The sequence below is a fragment of the Polyangiaceae bacterium genome (genome assembly GCA_015075635.1).
Lineage (GTDB): Bacteria > Myxococcota_A > Polyangia > Polyangiales > Polyangiaceae > JADJKB01.
Genome location: JABTUA010000002.1, coordinates 1,863,751 through 1,889,769, shown reverse-complemented (window position 1 = coordinate 1,889,769; position 26,019 = coordinate 1,863,751). Strand labels below are relative to the sequence as shown.

The 26,019-nt window shown below is 70.5% G+C and carries 21 protein-coding genes; 10 read left to right on the top strand and 11 right to left on the bottom strand.

The features are described from left to right. Window positions 1–187: 187 nt before the first annotated feature. A complete protein-coding gene (locus HS104_24705) occupies window positions 188–1,186 on the top strand; it encodes a DUF4325 domain-containing protein (GenBank protein MBE7483161.1) in 999 nt (332 codons plus the stop codon). Between the two features lie 10 nt (window positions 1,187–1,196). On the opposite strand, the gene HS104_24700 is transcribed toward HS104_24705, so the two are convergent. Continuing rightward, a complete protein-coding gene (locus HS104_24700; protein ID MBE7483160.1) occupies window positions 1,197–2,891 on the bottom strand; it encodes an acyl-CoA dehydrogenase family protein in 1,695 nt (564 codons plus the stop codon). Window positions 2,892–3,139: 248 nt separating this feature from the next. Between HS104_24700 and HS104_24695 the strand changes: the two genes are divergently transcribed. Together HS104_24695 and HS104_24690 are read left to right on the top strand one after the other, a co-directional pair. Beyond that, window positions 3,140–4,189: an amidohydrolase gene (locus HS104_24695; GenBank protein MBE7483159.1), complete on the top strand. Its 1,050-nt coding sequence runs from the start codon at window positions 3,140–3,142 to the stop codon at window positions 4,187–4,189. 40 nt (window positions 4,190–4,229) lie between these two features. Continuing rightward, the gene (locus HS104_24690; protein ID MBE7483158.1) at window positions 4,230–5,825 is read left to right on the top strand and encodes an ABC transporter substrate-binding protein; all 1,596 of its coding nucleotides are present in this window, start codon (window positions 4,230–4,232) and stop codon (window positions 5,823–5,825) included. A 23-nt stretch (window positions 5,826–5,848) separates the two neighbouring features. Here the strand turns inward: HS104_24690 and HS104_24685 are convergent, their stop codons facing one another. From HS104_24685 to HS104_24675, 3 genes are all read right to left on the bottom strand, one after another. Next, window positions 5,849–6,853 carry a PEGA domain-containing protein gene (locus HS104_24685; GenBank protein MBE7483157.1) on the bottom strand — a complete coding sequence of 335 codons (1,005 nt, stop codon included), beginning with the start codon at window positions 6,851–6,853 and terminating at the stop codon, window positions 5,849–5,851. Then, window positions 6,850–8,469, bottom strand: a complete 1,620-nt coding sequence (locus HS104_24680) for a serine/threonine protein kinase (GenBank protein MBE7483156.1) — start codon at window positions 8,467–8,469, stop codon at window positions 6,850–6,852. Before HS104_24680 ends, HS104_24685 begins: the two co-directional genes overlap by 4 nt. 208 nt (window positions 8,470–8,677) lie before the next feature. Then, window positions 8,678–9,850, bottom strand: coding sequence for a CAP domain-containing protein (locus tag HS104_24675; protein ID MBE7483155.1), 1,173 nt, complete (start codon window positions 9,848–9,850; stop codon window positions 8,678–8,680). 93 nt (window positions 9,851–9,943) lie between these two features. Here HS104_24675 and HS104_24670 point away from each other — a divergent pair, with 93 nt between their 5' ends. Then, a complete protein-coding gene (locus tag HS104_24670; GenBank protein MBE7483154.1) occupies window positions 9,944–10,729 on the top strand; it encodes a thioesterase family protein in 786 nt (261 codons plus the stop codon). Window positions 10,730–10,780: 51 nt separating this feature from the next. On the opposite strand, the gene HS104_24665 is transcribed toward HS104_24670, so the two are convergent. Together HS104_24665 and ruvB are read right to left on the bottom strand one after the other, a co-directional pair. After that, the gene (locus HS104_24665; GenBank protein MBE7483153.1) at window positions 10,781–11,317 is read right to left on the bottom strand and encodes a hypothetical protein; all 537 of its coding nucleotides are present in this window, start codon (window positions 11,315–11,317) and stop codon (window positions 10,781–10,783) included. A 50-nt stretch (window positions 11,318–11,367) separates the two neighbouring features. Next, the gene (gene ruvB / locus HS104_24660) at window positions 11,368–12,432 is read right to left on the bottom strand and encodes a Holliday junction branch migration DNA helicase RuvB (GenBank protein ID MBE7483152.1); all 1,065 of its coding nucleotides are present in this window, start codon (window positions 12,430–12,432) and stop codon (window positions 11,368–11,370) included. 123 nt (window positions 12,433–12,555) lie between these two features. On the opposite strand from ruvB, the gene HS104_24655 reads away from it, so the two are divergent. From HS104_24655 to HS104_24630, 6 genes are all read left to right on the top strand, one after another. Further along, entirely contained in the window at window positions 12,556–14,001 is a 1,446-nt protein-coding gene (locus tag HS104_24655) for a L,D-transpeptidase (GenBank protein MBE7483151.1), read from the top strand. An 81-nt stretch (window positions 14,002–14,082) separates the two neighbouring features. Further along, the gene (locus HS104_24650; GenBank protein MBE7483150.1) at window positions 14,083–15,450 is read left to right on the top strand and encodes a hypothetical protein; all 1,368 of its coding nucleotides are present in this window, start codon (window positions 14,083–14,085) and stop codon (window positions 15,448–15,450) included. Beyond that, complete coding sequence (locus HS104_24645) at window positions 15,447–16,481, top strand: hypothetical protein (GenBank protein ID MBE7483149.1); 1,035 nt, start codon at window positions 15,447–15,449, stop codon at window positions 16,479–16,481. The genes HS104_24650 and HS104_24645 overlap by 4 nt, the downstream gene beginning before the upstream one ends. Next, window positions 16,471–18,132, top strand: a complete 1,662-nt coding sequence (locus HS104_24640) for a hypothetical protein (GenBank protein MBE7483148.1) — start codon at window positions 16,471–16,473, stop codon at window positions 18,130–18,132. Before HS104_24645 ends, HS104_24640 begins: the two co-directional genes overlap by 11 nt. Window positions 18,133–18,484: 352 nt before the next feature. Further along, on the top strand, window positions 18,485–18,736 hold the full coding sequence (locus tag HS104_24635; GenBank protein ID MBE7483147.1) for an AbrB/MazE/SpoVT family DNA-binding domain-containing protein: 252 nt from the start codon (window positions 18,485–18,487) through the stop codon (window positions 18,734–18,736). Then, complete coding sequence (locus tag HS104_24630; protein ID MBE7483146.1) at window positions 18,724–19,200, top strand: PIN domain-containing protein; 477 nt, start codon at window positions 18,724–18,726, stop codon at window positions 19,198–19,200. Before HS104_24635 ends, HS104_24630 begins: the two co-directional genes overlap by 13 nt. Before the next feature lie 791 nt (window positions 19,201–19,991). Here the strand turns inward: HS104_24630 and HS104_24625 are convergent. From HS104_24625 to HS104_24605, 5 genes are all read right to left on the bottom strand, one after another. Further along, window positions 19,992–20,828, bottom strand: coding sequence for a nucleotide-binding protein (locus HS104_24625; protein MBE7483145.1), 837 nt, complete (start codon window positions 20,826–20,828; stop codon window positions 19,992–19,994). 121 nt (window positions 20,829–20,949) lie between these two features. Continuing rightward, a complete protein-coding gene (locus HS104_24620) occupies window positions 20,950–23,133 on the bottom strand; it encodes a cytochrome c3 family protein (protein MBE7483144.1) in 2,184 nt (727 codons plus the stop codon). Beyond that, window positions 23,130–24,494, bottom strand: a complete 1,365-nt coding sequence (locus HS104_24615; GenBank protein MBE7483143.1) for a hypothetical protein — start codon at window positions 24,492–24,494, stop codon at window positions 23,130–23,132. Before HS104_24615 ends, HS104_24620 begins: the two co-directional genes overlap by 4 nt. Then, the gene (locus HS104_24610) at window positions 24,481–25,497 is read right to left on the bottom strand and encodes a cytochrome bc complex cytochrome b subunit (protein MBE7483142.1); all 1,017 of its coding nucleotides are present in this window, start codon (window positions 25,495–25,497) and stop codon (window positions 24,481–24,483) included. The genes HS104_24615 and HS104_24610 overlap by 14 nt, the downstream gene beginning before the upstream one ends. 3 nt (window positions 25,498–25,500) lie before the next feature. Then, the gene (locus HS104_24605; GenBank protein MBE7483141.1) at window positions 25,501–25,944 is read right to left on the bottom strand and encodes a Rieske (2Fe-2S) protein; all 444 of its coding nucleotides are present in this window, start codon (window positions 25,942–25,944) and stop codon (window positions 25,501–25,503) included. Window positions 25,945–26,019 lie beyond the last annotated feature (75 nt).

Sequence of the window (26,019 nt, the reverse complement as noted above, 5' to 3'; positions counted from 1 at the left end):
ATCGTAGCCGCGAGTGAGAACCCTGGCCGACTCGCTGACCGCTGCACCGATGAGCAGGCTCAGCGAGAAGCAGCGCAAAAAGACGCCGATGCTCAGGGTTCTGGGTTTACATTTCGGGCGCCGTTCTGGGCTCGAGGTTTACGTTCGGAAGTTTACCTTCGACCTGGCCCGGGTCACGATCGGCAGGATGGCCACGCGCAAGCTCGCGCTCGAGCTGCTCGCCGAGCACCCGTCGCTCAGCTCCGGCGAGCTGGCGCGCGCGGGCCGGGTGAGCCGGCAGGCAGCGCATCGACAGCTCCGGCGCCTGGTCGGCGAAGGCGCGCTGGTCCGGGAGGGCGGCGGACGTGGCGCGCGCTACCTGCCGCCGCGTCAGCGAGCGGAGCTGCGCTTCTCCACGGCCGACGCGGACGCACCCGGCGTCTACCGAGCGCTGTCCTCGGCGCTGCCCGCCCTCGGGCTCGTGCGGGGACCCGCAAGGGAGCTGCTCGAGCACGCCCTGATCGAGCTCGCCGACAACGCCATCACCCACGCGGCGAGCGCGGAGCTGCGGGTGCTGGTGGAGCTCGGTCCGACGCGCGTGGACGTCGAGGTGGAGGACGCCGGGGTCGGCGTGTTCGAGAGCGTCCGTCGCGCCCTCCGGCTGGCGTCGAGCCTGGAGGCGTTGCTCGCCCTCGCAAAGGGGCCGGTCGCCTGCGATCCCGCGCGACACCGCGGCGAGTCGCTGTGGTTCGTGGCGAAGACGGCCAGGCGCTTCGAGCTCGAGGCCAACTCCCTCTCCCTGTGGCTCGACGAGGGCGGGCAGAGCGGGTTCGGCGTCGCCAAGGCACGGCCGGGTACCCGAGCCCGCGCCAGCGTGGGCCTGGACACCAAGCAGCGGGTGCGCGACGCGCTCGAGGCGGTCACGCTCGATCACGCCTTCGCACGCACCAAGCTCGCGCTGCGCCTGTTCTCGGTCGGCTCACGCCTCACGTCGCGGGCGGAAGCGCGTCGAGTCCTCTCGGGGCTCGAGCGCCTGAGCGAGGTGGGCATGGACTTCTCCGGCGTGGAGTGGGTGAGCCAGAGCTTCGCGGACGAGGTGTTCCGCGTCTGGGCCTCGGCGCACCCGGAGACGCGGCTCTACCCGACGCAGATGAACGACGACGTCGCGTTCGTGGTGCGCCGCGCGCTAATGCCGCCGGTGCGCTGAGGGTCAGCAGTCAGAGCCCGGGCGGGCCCAGCAGAGCCGCGGGAAGCGCGCCCGCCGGCTGGAGCTCGGTCTTCAGGAATCGCTCTTGGGTGACAGCGATTGCCGCTCGCTTCTGGGCGTCGGAGGGCTCGGCCGAGAGCTCCTCGAGCATGCCGACGACCTGCAGCAGCACCGCCGCCTGGTCCACCAGCACGCGTCCGAAACGCTGATCCCCCTCGCCGGCTGCCAGCCGGTCGAAGCCGCGGCCGAGCGCGGCGAGGCCTTGCTCGGCGCGCGCCACGAGCGGGCGGTCTTCCGCCGGCAGCGCCACCTGCTTCAGCGCCTCCCCGAGCTCCTTCTGGAAGGCGAGGTGAGCGCCGTAGCGGGCCGAGTCCTTGAGCACCTGCTGCACCAGCACGTTGTGCGTGCCCTCCCAGCTCTCGAGCACCATCGCGTCGCGGTAGAGCTGCACCACCGGCGAGAAAGTCTCGATGGTGCCGTTGCCGCCCAGCACCTCGATGGCGCGCTGCGCCGACTGCGTGTTGCGCACCGCGGTCCAGTACTTGTTGACGTTCACCGCCACCCGCCAGGCGAGCTTCTCCTCGTCGCTCGCGCCGTGGACCAGCATGCGGTCGGCCTGCGCGGCGATGCGCAGGCACCCGGAGATCGACGCCAGGGCCTCGGCGCGGAGCTCCGCCAGGGCCTGGCCCACCAGCGGGAAGCTGGCGATGGCCTCGCCGAACGCGCGCCGGTGCTGGGCGTAGGTCGCGGCCTCGCGGTAGGCGCCGGTGATGGCGCCGGAGCAGCATACGGCGTTGTACAGGCGCGACGTGTTCAGCACGATGGAGACCACGTTCTTGAAGCCGCGGTCCAGCGGGCCGATGGGCTCGGCCCATGCCCCCTCGAAATCCGCCTCGCCGCTGGCCATGGCGCGGGTGCCGAGCTTCTGCTTCAGTCGCCGCACCGTGAAGCGATTGGTCTGTCCATCCACGTTTCGCGGCACGATGAACAGCCCGAGGCCCCGCGTGCCCGCGGGTGCACCTTCTGGGCGCGCCGTCATCAGGAACAGCTGCGCGTCGATCACGCTGCAGAACCACTTCTCGCCGTACAGGCGGTAACCGCCGTCCTCGGCCCGCGCGACCACCGCGTTCAATCCGACGTCGGAGCCGCCTTGCACCTCGGTCAAGAACTGCGAGGCGTGGATGCGCTTGTCGTAGTCGCGCTCGAACAGGCCCGGCAGGTACTTCTTCTTCTGCTCCTCGGTGCCGAGCTGCTGGATGCTCTTGATGATGCCCGCGGTGCAGGCGAGCGGGCACAGGTGGCCGGCTTCGCCGACCTGAGCGAACAGGTAGAGGAGGGCCATCTGCAAGGTCTCGTTGCCGGGCCTCGCGTAGTCGCTGAGCACGCCGGTCTGCCAGATCAAGCGGCCCGCCTCGTGGTAGCTCGGGTGGAACACGACGCGTTCGTGCCGCACGCCGAGCCCGTCGAAGCGCTCGAGGCGAGGCAGGTTCGGATCGTGGTTGGTCTCGACGGCCAGGTGGCGCAAGCGGGTCCCAACGGCCTCTCCCGCCTGCGAGAGCCGCGCTTCTTCCTCCCGGAGACGCTCCCTGCCGAGGCGCAACGCCAGCACCCGCGACAGGTTCTGGTCCCAGCTGAAGTAGTTGGCCGGCTTCTGCGCTTCCCACGCGAGCAGTGCCTCGCGCCCGCGCTCGATCTCGGTGGTCATTCGGCTCGGTTAGCACCGCGCCGCGGGAGCGACTAGCCTCGACTCGAGCACTTTCACGCCCGCGAAAAGCCCGCCGCGGCAGCGTTGCGTCGAGGTTGTCCGAGAGGCGTCACCTGCGAGAAATTCGCGACTCATCCCACGGGGACGACGAGGCATCCGCCGGCCGCGCCGGCAGTCTCCGTGGGTTTTCGTCACTCCCTATGATCGTGATCTGATCATGGCAAGATCGAGACTAGCCTTCCATGCCGATGGCGGATTTCCCGACTCGCTTCGAGAGCACCCTCGACCTCGCCCGGCTGCCCTGGTTCGAACGCCGTGGCGACCGGCTCTTCCTCGCCGATCGGAGCATCGGGCCTCTGGTGGACGTCCACACGCACCTGGCGCTCGCCTACGTCTTGCCGCAGCGCCTCGACCTCCGGCGCGAGCACGCCGTCACCGAGCACTACCTGCCGGTCGAGCGCCGGCTCGACCTCGACGTGTACGCGAACCGGAATTTCTCGCCCGAAGATCTGAAGCGCCTCGAGCGGGATCTCGCGCTCGGCAGCCTGAGCGCCGGGGGCATGCGCCGGACCCACACCATCCCCAACCTCGAGCGCGAGATGCGAGGGCTCGGGGTGGTGCGCTCGGTGCTCCTCGCCATCGACTTTCCCGTGCTGAGCGACAACGCGGGAGAGTGGCTCGAGGCCGCGAAGGGTCATGAGGACTTGGTCGTCTTCGGCTCGGTGCACCCCTACCGGCCCAACATGGAGCGCGAGCTTCGGCGCCAGGTCGCGCTCGGCGCCCGCGGCATCAAGGTCCACCCCGCGGTGCAGACCGTGCTCCCCGGTGATCGGCGCGCCATGAAGCTGTACGCGCTCTGCGCGAGGTACCGGCTGCCGGTGCTCTTCCATTGCGGGCCGGTGGGCATCGAGACGCGCCTCGGCCGGAGGCTCTCGCAGGTGCGCCACTACTTCCAGCCCATCGAACGGAACCCCGACACCACCTTCGTGCTGGGGCACTCTGGCGCGCTACAGATGGAGCAGGCGCTCGAGATCGCCCGCCGCTACCCGAACGTGTACCTGGAGATCTCGAGTCAATCGCTGACCAACGTCCGAAGAATCCTGGACAACGCCGACACCGACCGCGTCCTGTTCGGAAGCGACTGGCCCTTCTATCACCAGGCCATTCCGCTCGCGAAGCTCCTGATCGCCACGGTCGGCCGCGAGGCGCTCCGGCCCAAGGTGCTGCACGAGAACGCTGCGCGGCTGCTCGGCCTGGACGTGGCCGCTCTCCGCGCCGGGCAGACGGCCCGGATTTAGGGCGGCGGGGAACTCGTGCTACCGTTCTCCGCAATCGGGGATGCGCCGCACGCACACACTCTACGCAGGGCTCGCCGCGACCCTCGGGCTCGCCTTCGGGACCGCCACCAGCTCCTGCAACGCGATCGTCGACACCGACGTAGTGCAGTGCAAGACCACCGCCGACTGCGCGAGCAAGGGTGGGGAGTTCGCCGACTCGGTGTGCTCCGCGGGCGTGTGCACGCTTGGTGACTGTACGTCGAACCAGGAGTGCAGCGGGCGCTTCGGCGGCGCGCCGGCCATCTGCCGGCGCCCCGGGCGCATCTGCGTGCAGCTCACGACGCCGGAGTGTCAGGAGGTAGTGCCGCTCGACGCGCTGGCCGAGGATCAGACCGTCGTGCTCGGGTTCATCGGGCCGCTCTCGGGCGCCGACGTCTCGAGCGGCGTCCCCGCCTGGCAGGGCGTGAAGCTCGCGTTGAACGAGCTGGAGCAGAGCGCGGTGGGCTTGCCGGTCAAGGACAGCACCCAGCGACGTCGGGTCGCCGTGGTGGCCTGCGACGACGCGAACGATCCCCAGAGGGTGGCGAGCCACCTGGCCAAGGACGTGCGCGCGCCGCTGATCATCGGCCCGGCCTTCAGCAGCGTCACCTTGGACATTTCCACCAAGGTGACCATCCCCGCGGGCTCGCTCCTGATGTCGTTCTCGGCCACCAGCCCCGCCATCACCGACTTGAACGACCAAGGTCTGGTCTGGCGCACCTGCCCGAGCGACGCCTTGCAGGCGATCCCCATCGCGAAGCTGGTGTCGGAGCTCGAGCAGGAGCTTCGCACCGAGCAGAGCATCCCGGCCACGACGCCGATCAAGGTCGCGATGACCGTGCTCGGCGACGCCTACGGCACGGGCCTGGCCAACGCGGCGAGCGGCCTCATCGAGTTCAACGGCAAGCCCGCGAACGACAACGGCGACAACTTCCTGCGCATCGACTACAAGCCCGACACCACGGACTTCGCCAGCACCGTGAGCGCGGTCCTGAGCGAAAATCCGCAGATCGTGCTCCTGGTCGGCACCACGGAGACGGTGACGAGCCTATTCGCGACGCTCAAGGACGACGCGAACGCACTGAAGCGCTACTACGTGTTCAGCGACGGCGGGAAGATCCAGCAGCTGCTCGACTCGACCGCCCCGAACGCGGCGCTCCGCCAGCGCGTCTTCGGCACGGCGCCGGGGCGCGCGACCGCGCAGTACCAGGCGTTCAAGAGCCGCTACAAGGCATTCTACCAGAACCAAGATCCGGGCACCTACGCGGAGCACGCCTACGACGCCGCCTACCTGGCAGCTTACTCGCTGGTCGCGACCAGCGAAGCCGCTCCGACCGGCGCGCTGATGAACCAGGGCCTTGCGCGCAGCATCGGCGGTGAGCCGATCCAGGCGGGGCCCAACCAGGTCAACACGGCGTTCGGCGCGCTGCTCCTGCCAGACGGCAAGATCGACTACGACGGCGTCTCGGGTCCCCTCGACTTCGACGTGACCAAGGGCGAGGCGCCGGCGGACGTGGATGTGTGGTGCATCGACGGCACGGGCAAGTTCGCCTCGAGCGGCCAGTTCTACAACTCGATCACCGAGCAGGTCGACGGCGCGCGAACGAACTGCAACTAGCTCGGACTCGATCGAAGCCCGCGTCAGAACGTGCCGGCGAAGCTCACGCTGGTGGGCCCGACGCCCAGCCAGACCTCGCGCTTGTCGGCCGCCTTGTCCTGCTTCGGGTCCTCGGGCTTCTTGATGAAGGTGAGGTACGAGGCGTAGCCCCCGGCGGCGATCGTCCCCACCAGGAGCACGTCGGTCACGATCGCGAGCGTGCGCGTCTTGGTCGCGGCATCGTCGAGCGTGTCCTTGCCGGAGGGGTGCTGCTTCTTGTCGTCGAGGTCCTTCTGAGCGCCGAGCGTGAGCACGCCGGCCACGGTAGTGCCGGCAGCGAGCCCACCGGTCACGCCCCACCAGAGCCAGGGGATCTTGCGGCGCGGCTCGTCTTTGGGCTTGGGCTGGTCGGGCTTGCCCGAGGGCGGGGTCCCGGCGCCTTTGGCCGCGGGCTGCGCCGGCGTCGAGCCCGTGCGGAGCTCGAGCGACAGCTGCTTCTTGTCACCGCCGGCGACCACCACCACCTTCGTCACCGTCGCGTAGCCGCTCTTCTGCACCGAGATCTTGCGCTTCCCCGCGTTGACGATCAGCGGAGCGTCCAGCGGGGTCTCGCCCACGTCGAGATCGTCCACCGAGACCTCGGCGCCTTCGACGTTGACGCTGAGCTCGATGCTGGCGACGCGGGCCTGGAGCTTCTGGATCTCCTTGTCGATCTCCGCGCGTCGCTTCTGGTCGATCTTCTTGCCGCCGTCGTCCAGGTACTTCTTGAAGTTGCGGAGCGCGCCTGCGTAGTCGTTCAGCTGCAAGTAGACCAGCGCGACGTTGTAGAGGATCTTGTAGGAGGGAGCCAGGTCGTAGGCGCGCTGGAGCTCCGTCAGCGCCGCGTCGAACGCGCCCTCCTCGTAGAGCTCGAGCCCCTTCTTGTAGCGGGTCCGCGCCTCGGCCTGCTCTTCCGGCTTGGGCGCGGTCTCGGCGTGCCCGACGCCGGGGGCGAGCAATACGAAGCACGCGGCGGCGAGCGCGAGGGCCTGCGCGAAACGACGGCTCACTTCCATGGATCGTCCGGATCGAGCTGGGTCGAGGGCGGCTTCTTCTTGATCTTGATCTCCGGCTCCTCGGGCTTGGGTGGCGGGGGCGGCGCGACCGGGCCGCGCACGTTGCCGGCGGTGCTCTTCCTGAGCACGATGGCCTCGTTCAGCTCCCGGTCGAACTTCACCACTCGGCTCTCGGGCTCGTAGCCCGGCGCTTCGGCGCGCAACGTGTGCTCCTGGCCGTCGCGGGGCACCAGGTCGACGTAGGGGATGTCCTTGATCGCCTTGCCGTCGAGCGTGAGCTTGGCGGACTCTGGCGTGACGCTGACCCGGATCTTCACCTGGTCGGCGGTGGGGGCCGCGGTGGGCCCGGGCTCGCTCGGCTCGCTCGCGCCGATGGCCCGGATCGGCTCCACGTCGGAGGTTTGTGCTTCCTCCGAGCCAGATGTCCTCATCACGAGCACGGTGCCTGCGACGATCAAGAACACGAACAGCGCAGCGGCGACGCCGACGGCGGCCGCGAAGGTGCGCCGCGGCCGAAACGCCTGAACCTCCACCGAGGGAATGGTGCGGCTGCCGCCGAGCTGCATGTTCCCGCCGGAGGTGCCCACTGCGGAGGGCTGCGAGCCCATCAAGTACTGGCCGCGGGCGGAGCGCGAGGGGTTCGAGTCGGCGCTCTGGCCGCCCGCCGGCGGCAGCGAGTCGAGCGGGGTCGGGGCCTGGTGGGGACCGGTGAGCTGCTCCTGGATCACCGACTGCAGGCCGGCCCGCTCCTTCTCGAACTGCTTGGCGATGAACTCGCCCACGGCCCGCGGATCGACGCGCGCGGTGTGGCTGAACAGGAAGCTCTCGAGCGCGCGGCGGAAATCGTGGGCCGTCTGGTAGCGGTCTTCAGGGCGCACGGCGAGCGCGCGGTTCACGATGCCCTCGAGCTCCGGATCGACCTTCGGGTCGACGTCGCGGATCCGCGGCACTTCACCCTGACTGAGCGCCTGCATGATCTGGATCTCGGCGTAGCCGTCCCAGATCCGCGCCCCGGTGACCGACTCCCAGAGCATGACGCCCACGGAGAACAGGTCGGCGCGGTGATCGATCTTGGCCCCGAGCACCTGCTCCGGCGCCATGTAAGCGACCTTGCCCCGCAAGATCCCGGCCCGCGTCTCGACCGACGAGACCAGGCTCTTCGCGATGCCGAAATCACACAGCTTGACCTGGCCGGTGTAGGTCACGAAGACGTTGTGGGGGGTCACGTCGCGGTGCACGAGCTTGAGCGGCGTGCCGTCGTAGTCCTTGAGCTCGTGGGCGTACTCGAGACCGCCCAGGACCTCGCACAGGACGTGCAAGTGCCAGTGCAGGGGCAGGTAGCTCTGGGTCTTGTGCGCGCGGCGCAGGATGCGGTGGAGGGGCTGCCCGTCCAGGTACTCCATCGCCATGAAGTACTGCTCACCCTCGATCTGGACCTCGTGGGTCTGGACGATGTTCGGGTGGTTCAGGCGGGCGGCGAGCTTGCCCTCGTCGAGGAACATCGCCTTGTGCTCGGGCTCCTCGAGCAGCTCCGGCTTCATCAGCTTGACCACCAGGAGCTTGTTGAAGCCCGCTGGTCCGGCCACGGCCGCGAGAAACACCTCGGCCATGCCGCCCTGACCCAGTCGGGCGATCAGCCGATACTTTCCCAGCGCTTTGCTCTGCGTGCTCGTGACGAAAAACCCCTCGGTTTCGAGCCGTTAGGCGGCGTGCCGACGGTCCCGGGATTATCCCAGCCCCAACCAGGCCGGGCAAGCCGACGGATCTCCGCTCCCGTCCACCGCGAGAACCTACCGATATTGGTCAGCTTTCGCGAGGCTAGTTACAGCTCACGACCTTGACTTCGTAGCTGATCGGCTGGCTCGTGCCGCTGACGCTGACCGAATAGGTGTGGCCGGCCTGGGTCGTCCAGCCCTGGGGATTGAAGCGGATGGCGTGGGTCGAGCCATAGCCACTCTGGAGCTGCGTCACCGTCACCGGCTTCGCGGCGCCCGCGTCGGTCACCGTGACCTGCGCTCCGCTCAGGCTGATGCTGTCGCTCTGGATGGTCCAGCCCGTCGAGTCCAGGGAGGTGTACGACGCGGTGAACATCTGGATGGGCACCTCACCGCCGGGCGGGAAGGCCACGAAGGGCTTGCCGGCGCTGCCGCTGCCGCCGATGACCTGCATGCACGAGTAGGTGTTCGTCGTGCCGAGGCCGATGGGCCCGAGCGAGTTGGAGAGGATCCAGCGGCGGTGGCCGATGGTGGTCGAGTTGCCCGGATCGGCCATGTAGAGATCGACGGCCGCGACCCCAGGGGTGGTGGCGATGTTGCTCTTGCCCGCGGAGCCGGCGCCGGTGGCCGTGTAGCACTGCCAGCTCGACGGCGGCGTGTGCGACAGCGAGTTGTTGGCGTCCATCATCAGCGCACAGGCCTGCGCGCTCGCGTCCATGCTCGCGCTGTTCGTGACCTCGGGCATGCCGGTCAGGAAGCGGTACAGGTTCACGATCTTGAGGGCGTTGGCGCGGCCGTTCGCGCTGATGTCGCCGGCGTTGCAGCTCGCGACGCTGCCGCTCCAGGTGCCCTCGCTCATGTCCGCCCGATCCGCCTTCCAGCGCGCGCACACTCCGGTGGCGCCGCCGCCGCTGCCGCCGCTGCTGGTGCCGCCCCCGCCGCTCGGCGCGCCGCCGGAGCCGGTGCCACCGCCACTCGTCGTGCCGCCGCCGCTCGGCGTGCCGCCTCCCCCGCCGCTGGTGGCGCCGCCGCTGCCGCCGCCGACCGCGCCGCTGCCACCGCTGCTCGAGCCCGCAACCCCACCGACCGCGCCGCCGCCCGCCGCGCCGCCGAGCGGGGCCCCAGCTGCGCCGCCGCCGCTCGAGCCACCACCGGCGCCGCCCCCCGGCGCGCCCGCGCCGCCGTCCTCGGACTCGAACTGGATGTCGTCGTAGCCCAGCACGTTGCTGCAAGCCACGACGAGCACGCTCGACAGAGCGAGTAGGAGGCGCCGCATGCCACTAGGATGCGCGAGCCGGAAGGAACGAGCAACCGGCGTTTTTTCCGGGTTCTCGCGCAGAAATCGTGCCAAGTAGCGTGACGGCCCGACGTGTACGAGCTCGACGACGACACGCGCATGACCGAGCTCTCCCCCGGCTCGTTCCGCGCTCGGGTCTCCGATCGCTGGAGCATCGGCGCGGTGCCGAACGGCGGTTACGTGATGGCCCTCGGGGTGACGGCCCTCGAGCGCGCCCTGCCGCACCCCGATCCGGTGACCGTGACCGCGCACTTCCTCCGACCCGCCGAGCCGGGCGACCTCGACGTGTTGGTCGAGGTCGCCAAGGTCGGCAAGAGCTACTCGACCGCCTCGGCGCGACTGGTGCAGGGCGGCAGCGAGCGCGTCCGAATGCTCGCGACCTTCGCCGATCTGTCGCGCGCCGAGGGGCCGACGCACATTCGCGCGCAGCCGCCCGTGGTCCCGCCCCGGGACGCGCCGCGTCCACCGCGCCCCGCCGGGCCCGCGATCACCGAGCGCTTCGAGATGAGCCTGGCCGAGGAGACCATGCGCTGGGTGAACGGTGAGAAGTCGGGCGACGCCGAGATCCGCGGTTGGATCCGCTTCGCCGACGGTCGCATGCCGGACTGCCGCTCGCTGCCGCTCTTCGCCGACGCCTTTCCGCCGCCGGTGTTCAACGTGATCGACGTCGGCTGGGTGCCGACCCTCGAGCTCACGGTCCACGTGCGCGCGCGCCCGGCGAGTGAGTGGCTTCGCGCCGTCTTCCGCACGCGCTTCCTGTTCGGCGGCCACCTCGAAGAAGACGGCGAGCTCTGGGACGAGCACGGGACGCTGGTGGCGCTGTCGCGACAGATCGCCGTCGTGCCCCGGCGCAGCTGAGCCCCCGCGGGCGGACGCCTTCTGATCGCGTGGCAGTCTTGGAGCGCGGAGCTACCCCGGCGCGATCTCCACCACCACCGGGGCCCTCGCGAGCTTCCGGTAGACGTGGCGGTTTCGCCTGAGCGGCCACCAGTCGTAGAGCAGGATTTCGAGCGGGCGCCACATCGCGACCCAGCCGCCGATGAGCAGGCTCTCTTGGGCGATGGCCGCGAGCGGGGTGGTCGAGAAATTGGCGAGCAGACGGCTCGCGCCGACGCACGCGCCCAGGAAGGCCAGGCCGATGAGCAAGCTGGTGCGGCCGCGCCGGAGCAGTTGGCGGAACTCGCGGTCCGCGAGCTCCGCGCGGTAGGTGAAGTAGTGGTGGAGCGAGGCTTCGGCCAGCTCGTCCGGCTGCGTGTCGGCGGGGAGCTCGCGCAGGTGGATGATCACCTTCAGCGGCGCGGAGTCGGGAAACTCCTTGGCCCAGCTGACCAGGAAGGCGTCGATGTCGTCGTCGAGGTCCTTCTCGGGGAAGGGCGCGGGGTCGATGGAGTTGAAGAGCTGCCCGAGGCTCCGGAGCTCGAGCTCGATGACGCGCTCGCCGCCAATCTCGCTGCCATGCTCGCTGGCGTCGTCGGCGCGGGTGTCGTCGCGCGAGCTCAGAACAGCTTCCCCTGTCCCGGGCGCGGCGCGAGCTCCTTGCCCAAGTGCTCGTAGGCCTTCCGGGTCGCGACGCGACCGCGGGGGGTGCGACCGAGGAAACCCTGCTGCAAGAGGTACGGCTCGTACACGTCCTCGACGGTGTCCCGCGGCTCGGCCAGGGCCGCGGCGATGGTCTCCACGCCGACCGGACCGCCCTCGTAGTGCTCGATCAGGATGCTGAGCAGGCGCCGGTCCATCTCGTCGAGCCCGGCGTCGTCGACCTCGAGGCGCTCGCAGGTGAGCTTCACGATCTGGTCGTCGATCTGCCCGCTGCCCTCCACCTCCGCGAAGTCGCGGGCGCGTCGGAGCAGCCGGTTGGCCACGCGGGGCGTGCCACGCGAGCGCTGAGCCAGCGCGCGGGCTCCGGACTCGGTGCAGGGCACCCCGAACAGGCGTGCGCTGCGCAGCACGATGCGCTCCAGGTCCGCGACCGGGTAGAAGTCGAGGCGCAAGGTCACGCCGAAGCGCTCCTGCAGCGGCTTGGTCAAGAGGCCCGTACGCGTGGTGGCGCCGACCAGGGTGAAGGGCCGTAGATCGAGCGGAAAGCTGTCGGCGAAGGCGCCGTCGCCCGTCACGACGTCCATGCGGAAATCCTCGATCGCCGGGTAGAGCGCCTCCTCGACGGCCGCGTTCAGCCGGTGGATCTCGTCGATGAACAACACGTCGCCACGCTCGAGCCTGGTCAGGATGCCGGTCAGTGCGCCGCGGTGCTCCACGGCGGGCCCGCTGGTCAAAGACAGGCTCACGCCCATCTCCTTGGCCAGGATGTGCGCCAGCGTGGTCTTGCCGAGGCCGGGCGGGCCACACAGGAGGATGTGATCGAGGGGCTCGCGGCGACGCTTGGCCGCTTCCACGAAGACCTGGAGGTTCTTCTTGTGCTTGTCCTGGCCGATGAACTCCTCGAGGGAGTCGGGGCGGAACAGGCGGTCGAAGCGCTCGTCCTCGCCGCCGGCGGTCGGGGACGTCACGCGCTCCGGCGGCGGAGCCGGCGCGTCGTCGACCTTCTTCTTGCGGGAGGCCATGGGCGGGCGACTCTACTCTGGCGGCCCTGGGCTGGCCACGCCGCGGGGCCCCGGAGCTCGGCCAGCCAAGGCCCGGGCCGCGCGAGGCTTTTCAAGCGCGCCGACCTCGGACACGATGCGGGCGTGACCCGCGTCGCTCCGCTCCTGGTCGTGCTTGCGCTGTGCGCGCCGGCGCTCGCCCAGGCGCCGAAGCCCGAGCCCGCGAAGCGCATCTGGAGCCGAGGCCAGACCACCTGGGTCTACGCCGAGGCCCAGCGCAGCAAGAACCCGCTCGGCTACATCCGGCTCGGGCAGTCGCTGCCGCTGCGCGCCGAGGCACCGGTCAAGGGACCCGGTTGCAGCGGGCAGTACTACCCGGTGGAGCCCTACGGCTGGGTGTGCTCGGACCGCACCGCCAGCTTGGACGGCGGCAGCCGCTGGCTCCGGGCGATGGAAGCGGCGGCCCCGCGCGCGACCCTGATGCCCTTCGAGTACGCGCTTTCCAACGGCGCGCCGATGTACCGGCGCTTGCCGACGCGGACCGAGGTCGAGCGCGAGGTGAGCAGCTTCGGCAAGGCTGGCAGCTTCAAGCCCCAGTCCTGGGGCAACCGCGGACACGAGAAGTTGGCCGAAGAGCGCGCGATCGGCGCGGGCGGGGCGCTGCCGTGGTTCTTGAGCAGCGGCGGCGGCGCCGGTGAAGAGAAACCCCTCGAGGCTTTGCGCCGGCAGATCCCCCACGGCTCGATGCTGGCGTACACGTCGAGCTTCGAGCACGAGGGCCGCACCTATCTGCTCAGCGCCGACGGCACGGTGGTGCCCGCGGATCGCGTGCGACCGTTCCGCGTGAGCAAGTTCCGGGGCGTGGAGCTCGGCAAAGACGCGGAGCTGCCCATCGCCTTCTTCCGGCAGAAACCCAGGGCCAAGCTCAAGCGCGTGGGTGACGGCGTCGAGCCCACCGGCGCGAGCTTTGCGGCCCGGAGCTTCGTCGGCCTCGACGCGGCCGCGCCGCCCCTGTTGGTGAAGGGCAAGCGCTACCTGGCGACTCGCGAGCGCGCCGGCAGCGACGTGATCTGGGTCGCGGAGGACGACGCGACCGTGATCAAGCAGCGCGAGCAGCTGCCGATCGGCGTCGCGCCGGGGTCGAAGTGGCTCTTGCACAGCATCACGCAGGGCACGCTGATCGCGTACGAAGACACGCGGGCGATCTACGCGACCTTGGCCTCGCCGGGCGCCGGCGGGGTGCCCGTGAAGGGCAAGGACCCGGTGAAGATGAGCACCACACCGCTGGGCGTGTACCGCGTCACCTTCAAGCACCGCGCCACGACCATGAGCCCCGAGTACGGCGAGAACCGCAAGTTCTGGATCGCGGACGTGCCCTATACGCAGTACTTCAACGCGCCCTTCGCGCTGCACACGGCGTACTGGCACGAGGACTTCGGCGAGCCGATGAGCGCGGGCTGCGTCAACGTGTCGCCGCTCGACGGCAAATGGCTCTTCGATTGGACCACCCCGGTCGTGCCCGAGGGCTGGGCCGGCTCCGGGCCCGGTGGCCGACACGGCGTGGGCACCTATGTGGTGATCGCGCGCTAGGGTCAGAAAAAGCTGCGCCGCGGCCAAAATACGCAATTCTTTCATTCCAATTTCGGAGCGTTTTGGCCCACGATTGACGGGATGAAACCGCGCCGCGCGTTGGGGAGCATTCTGCTCACCGCCGGCGTGCTCGTCTCGTCACCCGCCCGGGCCGACAAGCCCGAGGACGCGGCGCTGGAGCCGGAGATCCTGGTGCGCAGCGAGACGCACTTCCGGCTCTACCAGCGCGCGCTGCTTCCGGGTCCCTACGGAGCGGTCGTCAGCGAAGAGGTGGCGGCGCCGGTCGTGGAGTACGCCTCGCTCAGCGCCCACGATCTGGATGCGTTCGGGCAGAAGAACAGCCTGGATCTCGAGCTCGACGTCTGGGGCAGTGCGACCTTCGGCGAAGCAGGCGCGGGTCGGCGCATGGACGGCGACGTGCAGAACGCGAACGTGCGCTACCGCGCCGGCCCCGGCTGGGTGCGGCTCGGGCGCCAGCACGTGGCCGGCGGCGCCGCGCGCTACTCGCGCTTCGACGGGCTCTCCGCCGGCGGCACCCTGCCGATGGGCCTCGGCGCCGACGCCTACGCGGGGCTCACCGTGCTGCCGCGCTGGGCGGCGCGCCCCGGCTACCACCAGCTCGGCTCCGCCGTGGACACCCTGGCGCGGGACGTGGACGCTCTACCCGAGCCGAACCGCGCCGAGCACTGGGTCGCCGGCGGCCGCGTCTACTACGACTCACCCCGGCTGGACGTGGGCGCCTCCGTGCACGAAGAGCGCGACCGCGGTGAGCTCGGGCACCGGAATCTGGGCCTCGATGCCCGCGGGGATCTCTCGAAGAAGGTGAGCCTGGGCGGCACCGGCGTGATGGATCTGGACGCGACCCGCGTCGCTGACGCGCGGGCCTGGGGCCACTACGTGCCGATCCCGGAGATCCAGCTGGAAGCCGAGGTGCTGCACGCGGAGCCGGCGCTGTTCCTGTCGCGCCAGAGCGTGCTCAGCGTGTTCTCGACGGATGCCTACCAGGAAGGCGGCGGCAGCTTCCGGGTCAAGCTCTGGCGCGAGCTCAGCGTCACTGGGTCCGGCTTCGTGCAGCTGTACGCCGACGACGAGCTGGGCCAGCGCGGCGAGCTCGGCGCGCGCATCACGCCCGGACGCACCGACCGCACCGTGCTCATCATGACGGTGTCGCGCGTGATCGCGCCGGAGAACGGCTACCGCGCCCTGCGCAACGCCTGGCGCCAGCGCATCGCGTTGCCCCTGTTCGCCACCGTCGAGGCCTATCACTACCTCTACGACGACCCGATCCGGGGATACGACAGCTCCAGCGTCTACGCCGGCACGCTGGAGTGGAAGTTCGCTCGGGACCTGTCGCTGCTCTGGGGCTCGTCGTTCGCGCGCACTCCATACGCGGCCTCCGACGCGCAGACGCAGCTCCGGCTCCGCTACTTCTCCGGGGGGCTGCAATGAGGGTGCTCCGGTCCTCGACCCTGTGGCTGGCGCTGGCCTGCGTGGTGGCGCTGGTCGTGGCCTGCGCGGACCGCGCACCCACGCGCTTTCCGCACTCACAGCACCTGTCGGGCATCGCCTGCGGCGGGCCGGGGCTGCCGGACTGCCTGACTTGCAACACCTGCCACCGGTTGGCGACGGACAACAAGCAGGCCTTCCCGGACAAGAAGCTCTGCACCAACTGTCACAAGCCGGGCGACGAGCACATGCTGGCGGTCCGTCCGCCGACCCATGTGCCCGCCCCCATCGCGTACACCATCCGCTTCGATCACAAGAAGCACCTGGAGATGCGCGAGGTGAAGGGCCAGTGCATCCCCTGCCACGCCGGCGCGGCCCAGAGCGAGTCGGCGCTGTTCCCGGCCATGGAGCGCTGCTTCCAGTGCCACGAGCACCGAGCGCAGTGGGATCGCGCGCAGTGCACGCCGTGCCACGTGCGCAAGGATCTGGAGCGCCTGCTCCCCCAGTCGTTCGCCCGCCACGACTCGGGTTTCCACCGGAACCACGGCCAAGCCGCGCGCCAGCAGCAGAAGCTGTGCCAGCAGTGCCACATCCAGCAGCACTGCGACGACTGTCACGACGTGACGCAGGATCTGTCGGTCGAGAAGCGGCGGCCCGAGGCCATCGAGCGGAACCTGGTCCACCGCGGCGACTTCCTGTCGCGCCACGCCATCGAGGTCCGCTCGCAGCCGGCCCGCTGCGCCCGCTGCCACCAGCCCAGCTTCTGCGACACCTGCCACCTGGAGCGGGGGGTCAGCGGCGGACGCCTGAACGGGCGCAATCCCCACCCGACCGGGTGGGTGAACGGCGAAGGCCACGGCCGCGACGCGCGTCGCGACATCCTGGCCTGCGCCGGCTGCCACGACCAGGGTCCGGCCACGAACTGCATCCGGTGCCATAAAGTGGGAGCCTACGGGGGTAATCCTCACCCCAAGGGCTGGAAGAGCGCGCGCTCCGAGTCCGCGGCAATGTGCAGGTACTGCCATGAGAACTGACCGCATCCGCTCGCTGCCCCTCTGGCTCGCGGTCGCGGCGGCCGCGGCCCTGGCGCTGGCCCCGGGTTGTCAGGACAAGCGCGAGGGCGTGACGAACGACAAGGACACCGCTTGCACGGCCTGCCACGGCGATCCCAACCGGGCCGGCAGCGCGCTGGAGCGGGCGGCGCCGCCCCTCGACACCCAGGGCAACACCGATCCGAGCTTCCCCGGCGTCGGCGCGCACCAGATCCACCTGACCGCGGGCAAGACCCACGCCGCCATCGCCTGCACCGAGTGTCACGTCGTCCCCAAGGCGGTCGCCGACGTCGGGCACGCCGACGGCACCAGCGACCAGGATCTGGTGTTCGGCACGCTGGCGAAGACCGGCGGACGCTCGCCGGCCTACGACGCCGCGAACCGGCGCTGCAGCGACACCTACTGTCACCGCGGCTCGGACGCGACCTGGGCTTCGCCGCGCAGCTCGGACGAGGCCTGCGGCAGCTGCCACGGTCTGCCGCCGCCGGCGCCGCACCCGCAGAGCTCGAAGTGCCACACCTGTCACGGTGACGTGATCGGCGAGAGCGGCTTCGTGAACCCCGCGCTGCACGTGGACGGCACGGTGCAGCGCGAGCAGGGCAAGTGCGACTCGTGCCACGGCAGCGACGGCGTGGCCGCGCCGCCGCAGGATCTCTCGGGCAACACCCTGGTCACGGCGCTGGGCGTCGGCGCGCACCGCGTTCATCTGGCGGGCGGCGACTCGAGCCGGCCCGTCCAGTGCAGCGAGTGCCACACCGTACCGGAGAACGAGAACGATCCGGGTCACCGCGACACCGATCTGCCGGCGGAGGTCGCCATGCAGGGCGTCGCGGCCAGCGACAACCGAGTCCCCGTCTGGGATCGCAAGGTCCGGCGCTGCGCCGACGCCTGGTGCCACTCGCCTTCGGCGCCAGCGGCTTCGCCGCAGTGGACCAGCGACGCCGGTCGCCTGCCTTGCACGGGCTGCCACGGCGCGCCGCCTCCCGCGCCGCACCCGCAGATGACCGACTGCTCGCGCTGCCACGGCGCCGTGGTGAACGACGACGACAAGAGCATCAAGGACAAGGCCCGGCACGTGGACGGCACGGTGGACGTGCTCGTCCCGGAGCAGTGCAACGGCGGCTGCCACGGCAGCACGACGAGCGCTGCGCCGCCAACGGACGTCGCGGGCAACACCGCCACGACTTTCCCCGGCGTCGGCGCGCACCAGGCGCACCTGGTCGGCAGCGGGCGCGCGCGCAAGGTGCAGTGCGCGGAGTGTCACATCGTGCCCGCCAAGTGGGACGACAAGGGCCACGCCGACACGCTCGCGCCCGCCGAGCTCACCTTCAGCGGCGTCGCGACCACGGGCGGGGCCGCACCGGTCTACACCACCGGCGGCTGCGAGAAGACCTACTGCCACGGCGCCAGCTTCCCGTTCGGCGATCCCTCCGGTGGCACCGTCACCACGCCGATCTGGACCAAGGTGGACGGCACGCAAGCCCCCTGCGGCGGCTGCCACGGCCTGCCGCCGCCGCCGCCGCACGCGAAGATCGACACCTGCTCGATGTGTCACAAGAACGTGGACTCGTCGCTGAACTTCCTGTTCCCGGACACGCACGTGGATGGGCTGGTCACGGGCGCGGTTCCCTGAGGCGCTCGCTTCAGTTGCAGCTCTTCTTCACGAGCTTCAGGTCGTCGACGTTCCAGTTCGACACGGCGTAGCGCCCGACCCCATCCGATCAGCACCGACTTGGACGTTCCGGCGCTCGGGTGCAACGTGGGCGCCACCTCACTGAACGGAGTAACTGATGGAACTTCCGTCGCGGAGGGCACGTCCGCGAGTGGTAGCGAACGCTCGCGGACGGTCGTGGACTGCGCGTGGGCTTCAGCGCGGCGGGGGACGTTGCTCGCCCGGGTCCAGCCAGATCGCGCACCTCACGTACGCTCGTGCCTCTCGGACCGGACCGGTGGCCGTTCCGGCGTCGATCTGGTATTTGAATGCCATGCGAACCACCATCGACAAGGCAGGCCGAGTGGTCATTCCGGCAGCGGCCCGGGCGCGGATGCACCTCCGACCGGGGACCGAGCTCGAGGTTTTGGTAGACGACGTTTCCATCCGGCTGGTGCGCAGAGTCTCTCCGCCGAAGCTCGTGCGCAGCGGAAAGAGGCTCGTTGCTCGTCCGACTGCGGCGAAGCTCCCCGACGTCGACATCGCACGACTGATCGAAGAGGAGCGGAACAGGTGGCCCGGGTAGCCAGGGTCTTCTTCGACACGAGCACCATCCTGGCCGGACTGATCGAGCTGGGCGCTCGAGGCGCGCCTGCCCAGCGGCTCCTGGATGCCGTGGCCGATCGTCGGATTGTCCCCCACACGGCGTGGCATTGCTGCCTGGAGTTCTATTCGGTCTCGACCCGGCTGCCCGAGGAGCTGCGGCTGTCGCCAGCCGACGCACTCAGGCTGGTCGAGGGAGAGATCTGCGGCCGGTTCGAGATCCACCAGCTCCCCCACAACGCGCGGCTGCCGTTCTTCCGTCTCGCCGTGCAAGAGCGTGTCGCGGGCGGCCGAGTCTACGATGCTCACATTGCGGAGATTGCCCGAGCGGCGGGCGCGCGAACGGTGGTGACCGAGAACGTCCGCCATTTCAGCTCCCTCCTGCGCCATGGGGTCCAAGTCATGACCGCGCGCGAGTTGCTGGAAGCGATGGGTGGCCGCGCCTGAGCGGCGCGCAGGCCGTTGGCGCGCCGCCGCCGCCCACACCCGCGCTCACGCCTGACGCCCACGCGCTGGCCCGCGCCCACGCGCTCGCCCACGCCCACGCGCTGGCCCGCGCCCACGCGCTCGCCCACGCGCTCGCCCGCGCCCGCGCCCACGCGCTCGCCCGCGCCCGCGCCCGCGCCCACGCGCTGGCCCGCGCCCACGCGCTCGCCCGCGCCGCGCGCCCGCGCCCACGCGCTCGCCCACGCGCTCGCCCGCGCCCGCGCCGCGCCCACGCGCTCGCCCACGCGCTCGCCCGCGCCCGCGCCCGCGCCCACGCGCTCGCCCACGCGCTCGCCCGCGCCCGCGCCGCGCCCGCGCTCGCCCGCGCCCGCGCGCTCGCAGTCGCCCGCGCCCGCGCGCTCGCCGCGCCTGCGCGCTCGCAGTCGCACTCGCCCGCGCCCGCGCGCTCGCCCGCGCCCACACGCTGGCCCGCGCCCACACGCTGGCCCGCGCCCCACGCTGGCCCTCGCCCGCGCGCTCGCCCGCGCCCGCGCGCTCGCCCTCGCCCGCGCGCTCGCCCGCGCGCTCGCCCGCGCAGTCGCCCTCGCCCGCGCGCTCGCCCGCGCCCGCGCGCTCGCCCGCGCCCGCGCGCGCTCGCCCGCGCCCGCGCGCTCGCCCGCGCCCGCGCGCCTACGCCCGTCTCCGCGCGCGCATGCGCGCTACTCTCGCCGCACCTCGCCGCACCTCGGTCGCCGCGCGCCGCGCATCGCCGCCTTGCGCGCCCGTTTCCTCGGTGCGTCCTTCAGTTGCGCTCACTTCACGCTGACGGCGTCTTCGAGCAACGCGTCGTACTTGTAGCCAGCGCCCAGATCCTTGTCCAAGACCAGCACGCCCTCGAGCAGCACGGTCTGCCCCTTTTGGGGGTTCTCCACCGTGGTCACCGTCAGGTCGTTGTTCTTGGCCTGATCGCTGCCGCTGCCGTCGCGCAGGTGCAGGAAGGTCCGGTTCATGATGCCGCCCATCGCTTTCACCACGACGCCGCGCACGCGCACCTTCTTGCCGGCGAGCTCGGTCTTCTGTGCGAAGATCTCCTCCACCGTGCGGCCGTTCGGACCCCCTGCTTTGTCGACCTTGCCCACCTCGATCGCGGCGGGCGCGGCGGAGGCCGTCGGATGCCCGGGCGGCGCTGCGGCGCCAGCGGCGGTCCCGGCGCCGGCCTGCGGGTGTCCGGGCGGGAGAGCGCCGCCGCCGGCAGCGGTCTTGCCGTCGTCGAGCGTGCCGAAGTGGATGCTGGGGAACTTGCGGTTCAGCGTCTTGCTCTCGAAGTCGGTCATCACCGTCTGCGAGCGCACGCGCACCTGGTCTCCGACCTTGAGCGGCGTCTCCGAGACCGCAGCCCACGTGCCCTCGGTGCCGGTGGCGCCGATGCGCACGTAGGTGTAGCCGGACGCGGCCATCGTCTCGAGCACCTGACCTTCGATCAGCTGCGTGGTCTCTTCGGGTTCACCGGGGTTGCCCGGGACGGCAGCCGCCGGCAGCGGCTTCGGAGGCTCCGCCGCGGCGCTCGGCCCGCGCGATCCGCCGCCGCCGTAGAGCGCGACTCCGCCAGCGACCAACACCGCAGCACCCAGTACGTATCCCATCTTCATGTCGCACGACCTCAGCAAGAACCAGACCGCCCCGAAAGGGGGCTTTCTGGTCCGTTTTGGCACACGCTAGCGCAACCCCTGCGGTGGGCGCCACTTGCGGCGAGATTCCTGCGCGCGGCGGTCACTTGAAGGGGTGACAGCCGAAGCAGCGCTGCGCCTGCGGTTGGTGGTTGGCCATGTTCGTGTGGCAGGCCAGGCACTCGGTGCGGCCCGGGAGCGAGGCGCCGTGCGCGTCGTGGCACTTGGTGCACTCGGCGTGCTCCTTCACCTTGTGCGCGGCTTTGCCAGCGGCGTCGGCGTGGCACGACTTGCACTCCGGCGGCTTGAACGAGTGCGGCTTATGGCAGTTCTGGCACTGGCTGTGGGACTTGGATGCCTGGACCTGCTTCTGGTGGCAGCTCGCGCAGCGGTTCCACCAACCCTTGGTGTCCTGGGCCGGCGCCTGGTGCGGCGCGTGGCACTGCTTGCACTGATGGCGTCCGCCGGTGGCGCTCTGCTGCTGCTTCTCGTGGCAGCCGCCGCAGGCGACCGCCGCGCGCACGTCGTGGGGCTTGTGACACTTCTCGCAGGCGTCGCGGTGGGCGGAGCTCGCGGGCCAGAGCTCGGCGATCTTCTTCTTGTCCGCGTGGCAGCTCGAGCACTTGGTGGCGGCAGCGCTGGCCGCCCGGTGCGGCTGGTGGCAGGAGCCGCAGCGCGAGTGGTCGGCGTTTCCGGGTGGCGCCTTGTAGGCGAGCTTCTCGTGGCAGCCCAGGCACTTCTCCCGGGGGACCTTGGGACTGCCGTGCGGAGCGTGGCAGTTCACGCATTTGCCGCCGTGGCTGCCGCTCGAGGCGTTGATCTCCGCGTGGCACTTGGCGCAAGGCTGCGCGTTCTGGTCCACGGAGAAGCGGTGCGGCGCGTGGCACGACACGCAGCGCGTGTGCGGCTCGGGGCCGGCCTTGGCGACCAGCGCGACCTTCGCCTTGTGGCAGGCGGAGCAGGTCTTGGTGTCAGCGCGCGGGTTGCCGTGGGTCATGTGGCAACCCGTGCAGCTCGCCTTGAGGTGGGCGCCGGGGCCGAGTGAGACCAGCTGGTGCAGCGCGCCCTTGTGGCACTCGGCGCAGGTGGCCGGCACAGCCACGTTGGGCGAGTGGGGCTTGTGGCAGCTGATGCAGTCCTGGTGCTTGGCCGGTGCGTTGCGCTGCTTCGCGGCGTTGCCCTTGTGGCAGCCGCCGCAGGTCGCGCCCGAAGGTGGGGCGCCATGGACCTCGTGGCAGTTGTTGCAGCGCTGGTGCTTCGGTGGGCTCTTGTTGACGATGTCGCTGGCCTGTTCCTTGTGGCAGGTGACGCACTCGTTGGGAGCGGCGACCCAGGTGTGCGGCAAATGGCAGCTGGCGCACTCGTCGTGGCGGAGCGCGGTGGAAGCGGCGCCATTGCTCTTGGCGCGGGCCTGCTCGTGGCAGGTGACGCAGCGGGCGCCCGCCTGGGCCACGGGCTTGTGCTGCTTGTGGCAGCTCTCGCACTTGATGTGGTCTTCCGGCAGGTTCGGGCTGCCGGACAGGATCTGGATCTGGTGGCAGCTCTTGCAGGGGCGCGCTGCGCCCTGGCCGCTGGACTTGTCGTGGGGCTGGTGGCACTGCTTGCAGTCGACGTCGCCGTGCAGATCGCTCGGGCGGATGGCGCTCGCCGGCACGACGTCCTCGCTCTTCACCGCGCCGTCGCTGTGGCAGCGCGTGCACGCCGCCGTGGTGAGCGTCGCGCGCTCGGGGCGCTCGGCGCTCACCACGGAGAAATTGTGGCAGGACAAGCACTGGGGCTTGCCGGCCTCGTCGTGCTTGGTCTTGTCGTGGAGAAGGGCGTTGCCGTGGCACTCGAGGCAGTTCTTGGCGGGGTCCACCTGCTGATGCGTCGTGCGGTGGCACGAGAGGCAGTCGAGGGCCGCGACTCCCGTGGGGTGAGTACGATGACCCTCGGTGCTGGAGACCCGCAGCCACTCGCCGCTCTTCGGGTTGTGGCAAGAGGTGCACGAGACCGAGCGCACGGCGCCGTGCTTGGCGCTGCCCTTCTGCCCGAGCAGTCGGCTGGTCGCGAGACGGATCCCGGCGCCCACGGCGATCGGATGGCACGACTGACAGGAGATCTGCTCGTGACCGGGGGAGGCGTGAGTCCGCTCAGGCGTGTCGACGTGGCAGCCCTGCGTGCAGAACGTGGCGCTCTTCTGCGAGCGCGCGCCGCCGAGCGCGGCGAGCCCCAGGAGCACGACCGCCAGCGCCCCGAGAGCGATGGCCCAGACGCGCCACCCGAAGCGGCCGCCTCCCACGCTCATGGCTCACTCCGCCGCCTCCGGCGTGCGAGCTGGACCGACTTGAGGACCAAGAGCAGGAACAACAGCGAGGCCACGCCGATGGCGGCGAAATACCCGCGGCGCTCGAGCTGCCGATCGCGCCGGGCCCGGGTGAGGACCTCGCGCGCCTCGGCCGCGACCGACTTGGCCTGATTCGCGTCCTCGGTCAGCTGGCGGACGTCGAGCGTGTGAACCGTGGCGACCAGCCGCACCCGGGCGGTGCGCAGGCGATCGAGGGCGTAGCTCGCGTCCGGCACCAAGAGGCCGGCCTTGCGGGCCTCGGCGACGTCGATGCTGACGCTGTTCTCCTCCGCCTCCACGCCGCGCAGAATGGTCGCCACCTCTTCGGCCACCTTGCGCGGCTTCTCGTCCTTGGAGTGGCACTTGCTGCAAGCAGAGTCCGGCGTCATGCCGGCGAGCCAGCTCGAGCGCGCCACGTCGTGGTCGCCGTGGCACGGCACGCAGTCGGCGAGACCCAGGCGGCGGAAGGCCCGGGAGTGGGGGCTCTTCAGGAACAGGTCACGCTCGTCCTGGTGGCAGCGATCGCACAGCGCGGCGACGGTGGCCGTGCCGGGCAGCGTGCCGGCGTGCGGGCTGTGGCAGCCGGTGCAGGTGGGCGCCTTGTCGTGGCCATCGGCGAACGCCTTGCCGTGCACGCTCTTGTCCCACTTCTCTGTCTGCGTGGACGGAAGCCCGTAGGGCTTCATGTACTCCTTGTCGGCGTGGCACTTGGCGCAGAGGTCCTTGACCTGGCGCCGGTTCACCAGCGCATTCGGGGAGTCCACCGGCAAGATGGCGTGGCTGCCGTGGCAGTTGGTGCAGGTCGGAGAATTCTCGTCGCCTGCGCCGGCGATCTTGCCGTGCCGGCTCAGGTCGTAGAGCTTGCGCTGATCGACGGCGAGGCGCGCGTTGAAGCGTCGGACGAAGGTCGGATCCTCGTGGCAGCCGCCGCAGATCGCGGAGATCTGCTGGTGCGTCGGGCGCACCACGAAGCCCGCCGTCTTGTCGTGAGCCTGCACCGTCGGGTCCACCGGGTTGCCCTTGTGACAGGCGACGCAGCCGATGCGCTCGTCACGGTGGACACTGTGCTCGTACTCCTCGGCGACGACCCGGAGCTTCTTGTCGGTGAGGGTGCGGTGACAGGTGAGGCAGGTGTTGGCGTCGCGCTCCGGGCGCTTCTTCTTGCCGCTCTCGTCCGGGGCCGCGCCAGCGTCTGCCTCTTCCTTTTTCTGCGCCGCCGGCGCGCCCGCAGGGGGATCACCCGGCGCGGCCGCCGCCCCCGCGGTGAACGCGGCCAGGCTGGCGCACAAGAGCGCTGCGCGGAGCTTCTCAAAGGACTGCATGGCCGGTCAGGAGCGCGATGATGACGATGAAGACGGCGCCCACGACCATCGTGATGCGCGAGCCGCGCCGGTCGATGAAGGGAAGCGCGACGACGAACGCGGCGAGGATGGAGAGCGCCCCCAGGATGAACTTCGCGCTCTCGAGACCGAGCAGTCGGGGTGGCGCGGCCCGCAAGAGCTCGTGGAGGAACAGGAAGTACCAGGGGGGATGGGCGTCGGCGGCGCTGACCTCGCGCAGATCCGCCGGCGTGCCGATGGGAATTGGCGCGAAGGTGGCGAAGGAGACCAGCACCACCAGGAGCGCGGTGCAGAGCGCCGCGACCCGGAGCGTGAAATCAGGGTGCGCGGGGATGGTCGGACCCGTGGTCTCGGTCGGACGGCGCTGCACGATGGCTACGTGGACCGCGATCACCAGCGTGGTCGCTGCGGGGAGCACTCCGGTGTGGAAGCCGAAGGCGTGGTTGAGCGTCCAGGGGCTCACGTGCTCCCCGCCACGCAAGAGGTGCTTGAGCCAAGGCCCGAACAGCGGCCCCTGGCCGATCATCTCGCTGCTCACGCGGGCCTGGAGATAGGCGTTCTGGCTCCAGGGCAGGATGGACCCCGTGAAGGCCATGCCGATGCCGGTCGCGAGCAGGAGCAGGCCGGACCACCAGATGAGCTCGTTCGGCTCGCGGAATTTGCGCAAGAGCAGCGTGATGGCCAGGTGTGCGATCAGGAGCGCGACGAAGAAGTGGCTGGCCCAAGCGTGGATGCCGCGCACCAGGCTGCCGTAGGGGAGCCTACCGACGATGGCGGTGAGCGAGGCGTGCGCGTGGGCCGGATCCGGTCGATAGGGCAGGAGCAGCAGGATGCCGCTGGCGACCTCGATCAGGAACAGGAACACCAGCATCGCGCCGATGTAGTGGGTGACGGTGTTCGCCGGGATGCGGCGTGCCCGCATGCGTTCCAAGATCGCCGACGAGCCGGTGCGATCCGCGAGCCACTTGCGAGCGAGAGACGCCATGGCTCAGGTCTCGCTCACCGTGACGATGCCGTTCACCACGGCCACGCTCAAAGCGTCGAGCGGGCGCGGGGGTGGACCGGAGACGTTCTGACCCTCTAGCGAGTAGACGCCGCGATGGCACGGACACTCGATCTGCTTGCGCTCGGGCGCGTAGGCGACCACGCATTGCAGGTGCGTGCACAGCGCGCTGAACGCCCGGAACGTGCCGTCCTCCATGCGGATCACCAGCACTGGTCGGTCGCCGACCAGCGCGGTCTTCGCGGTGCCGCGCAAGAACAGCTCGGCCTTACCCAGCGTCGTACTGCGGGGGCCGGCGTCGTCGCGGGGCGTGAGAAACTTGGCGACCGGGTAGACCGCCATCACTCCCAACGCGGCGGCGGTGCTGGAGATGGCGACGCCCAGGAAATCGCGCCGACCTTGCCCTTGGTCAGGATCGTCCTCACCCATCGCACCCGACTCTAGAGCAACGGCCGTGCCATGTCCTCGAAGGGCGCGCCGGAGCCGCGAAACCTGCCGTCCAAG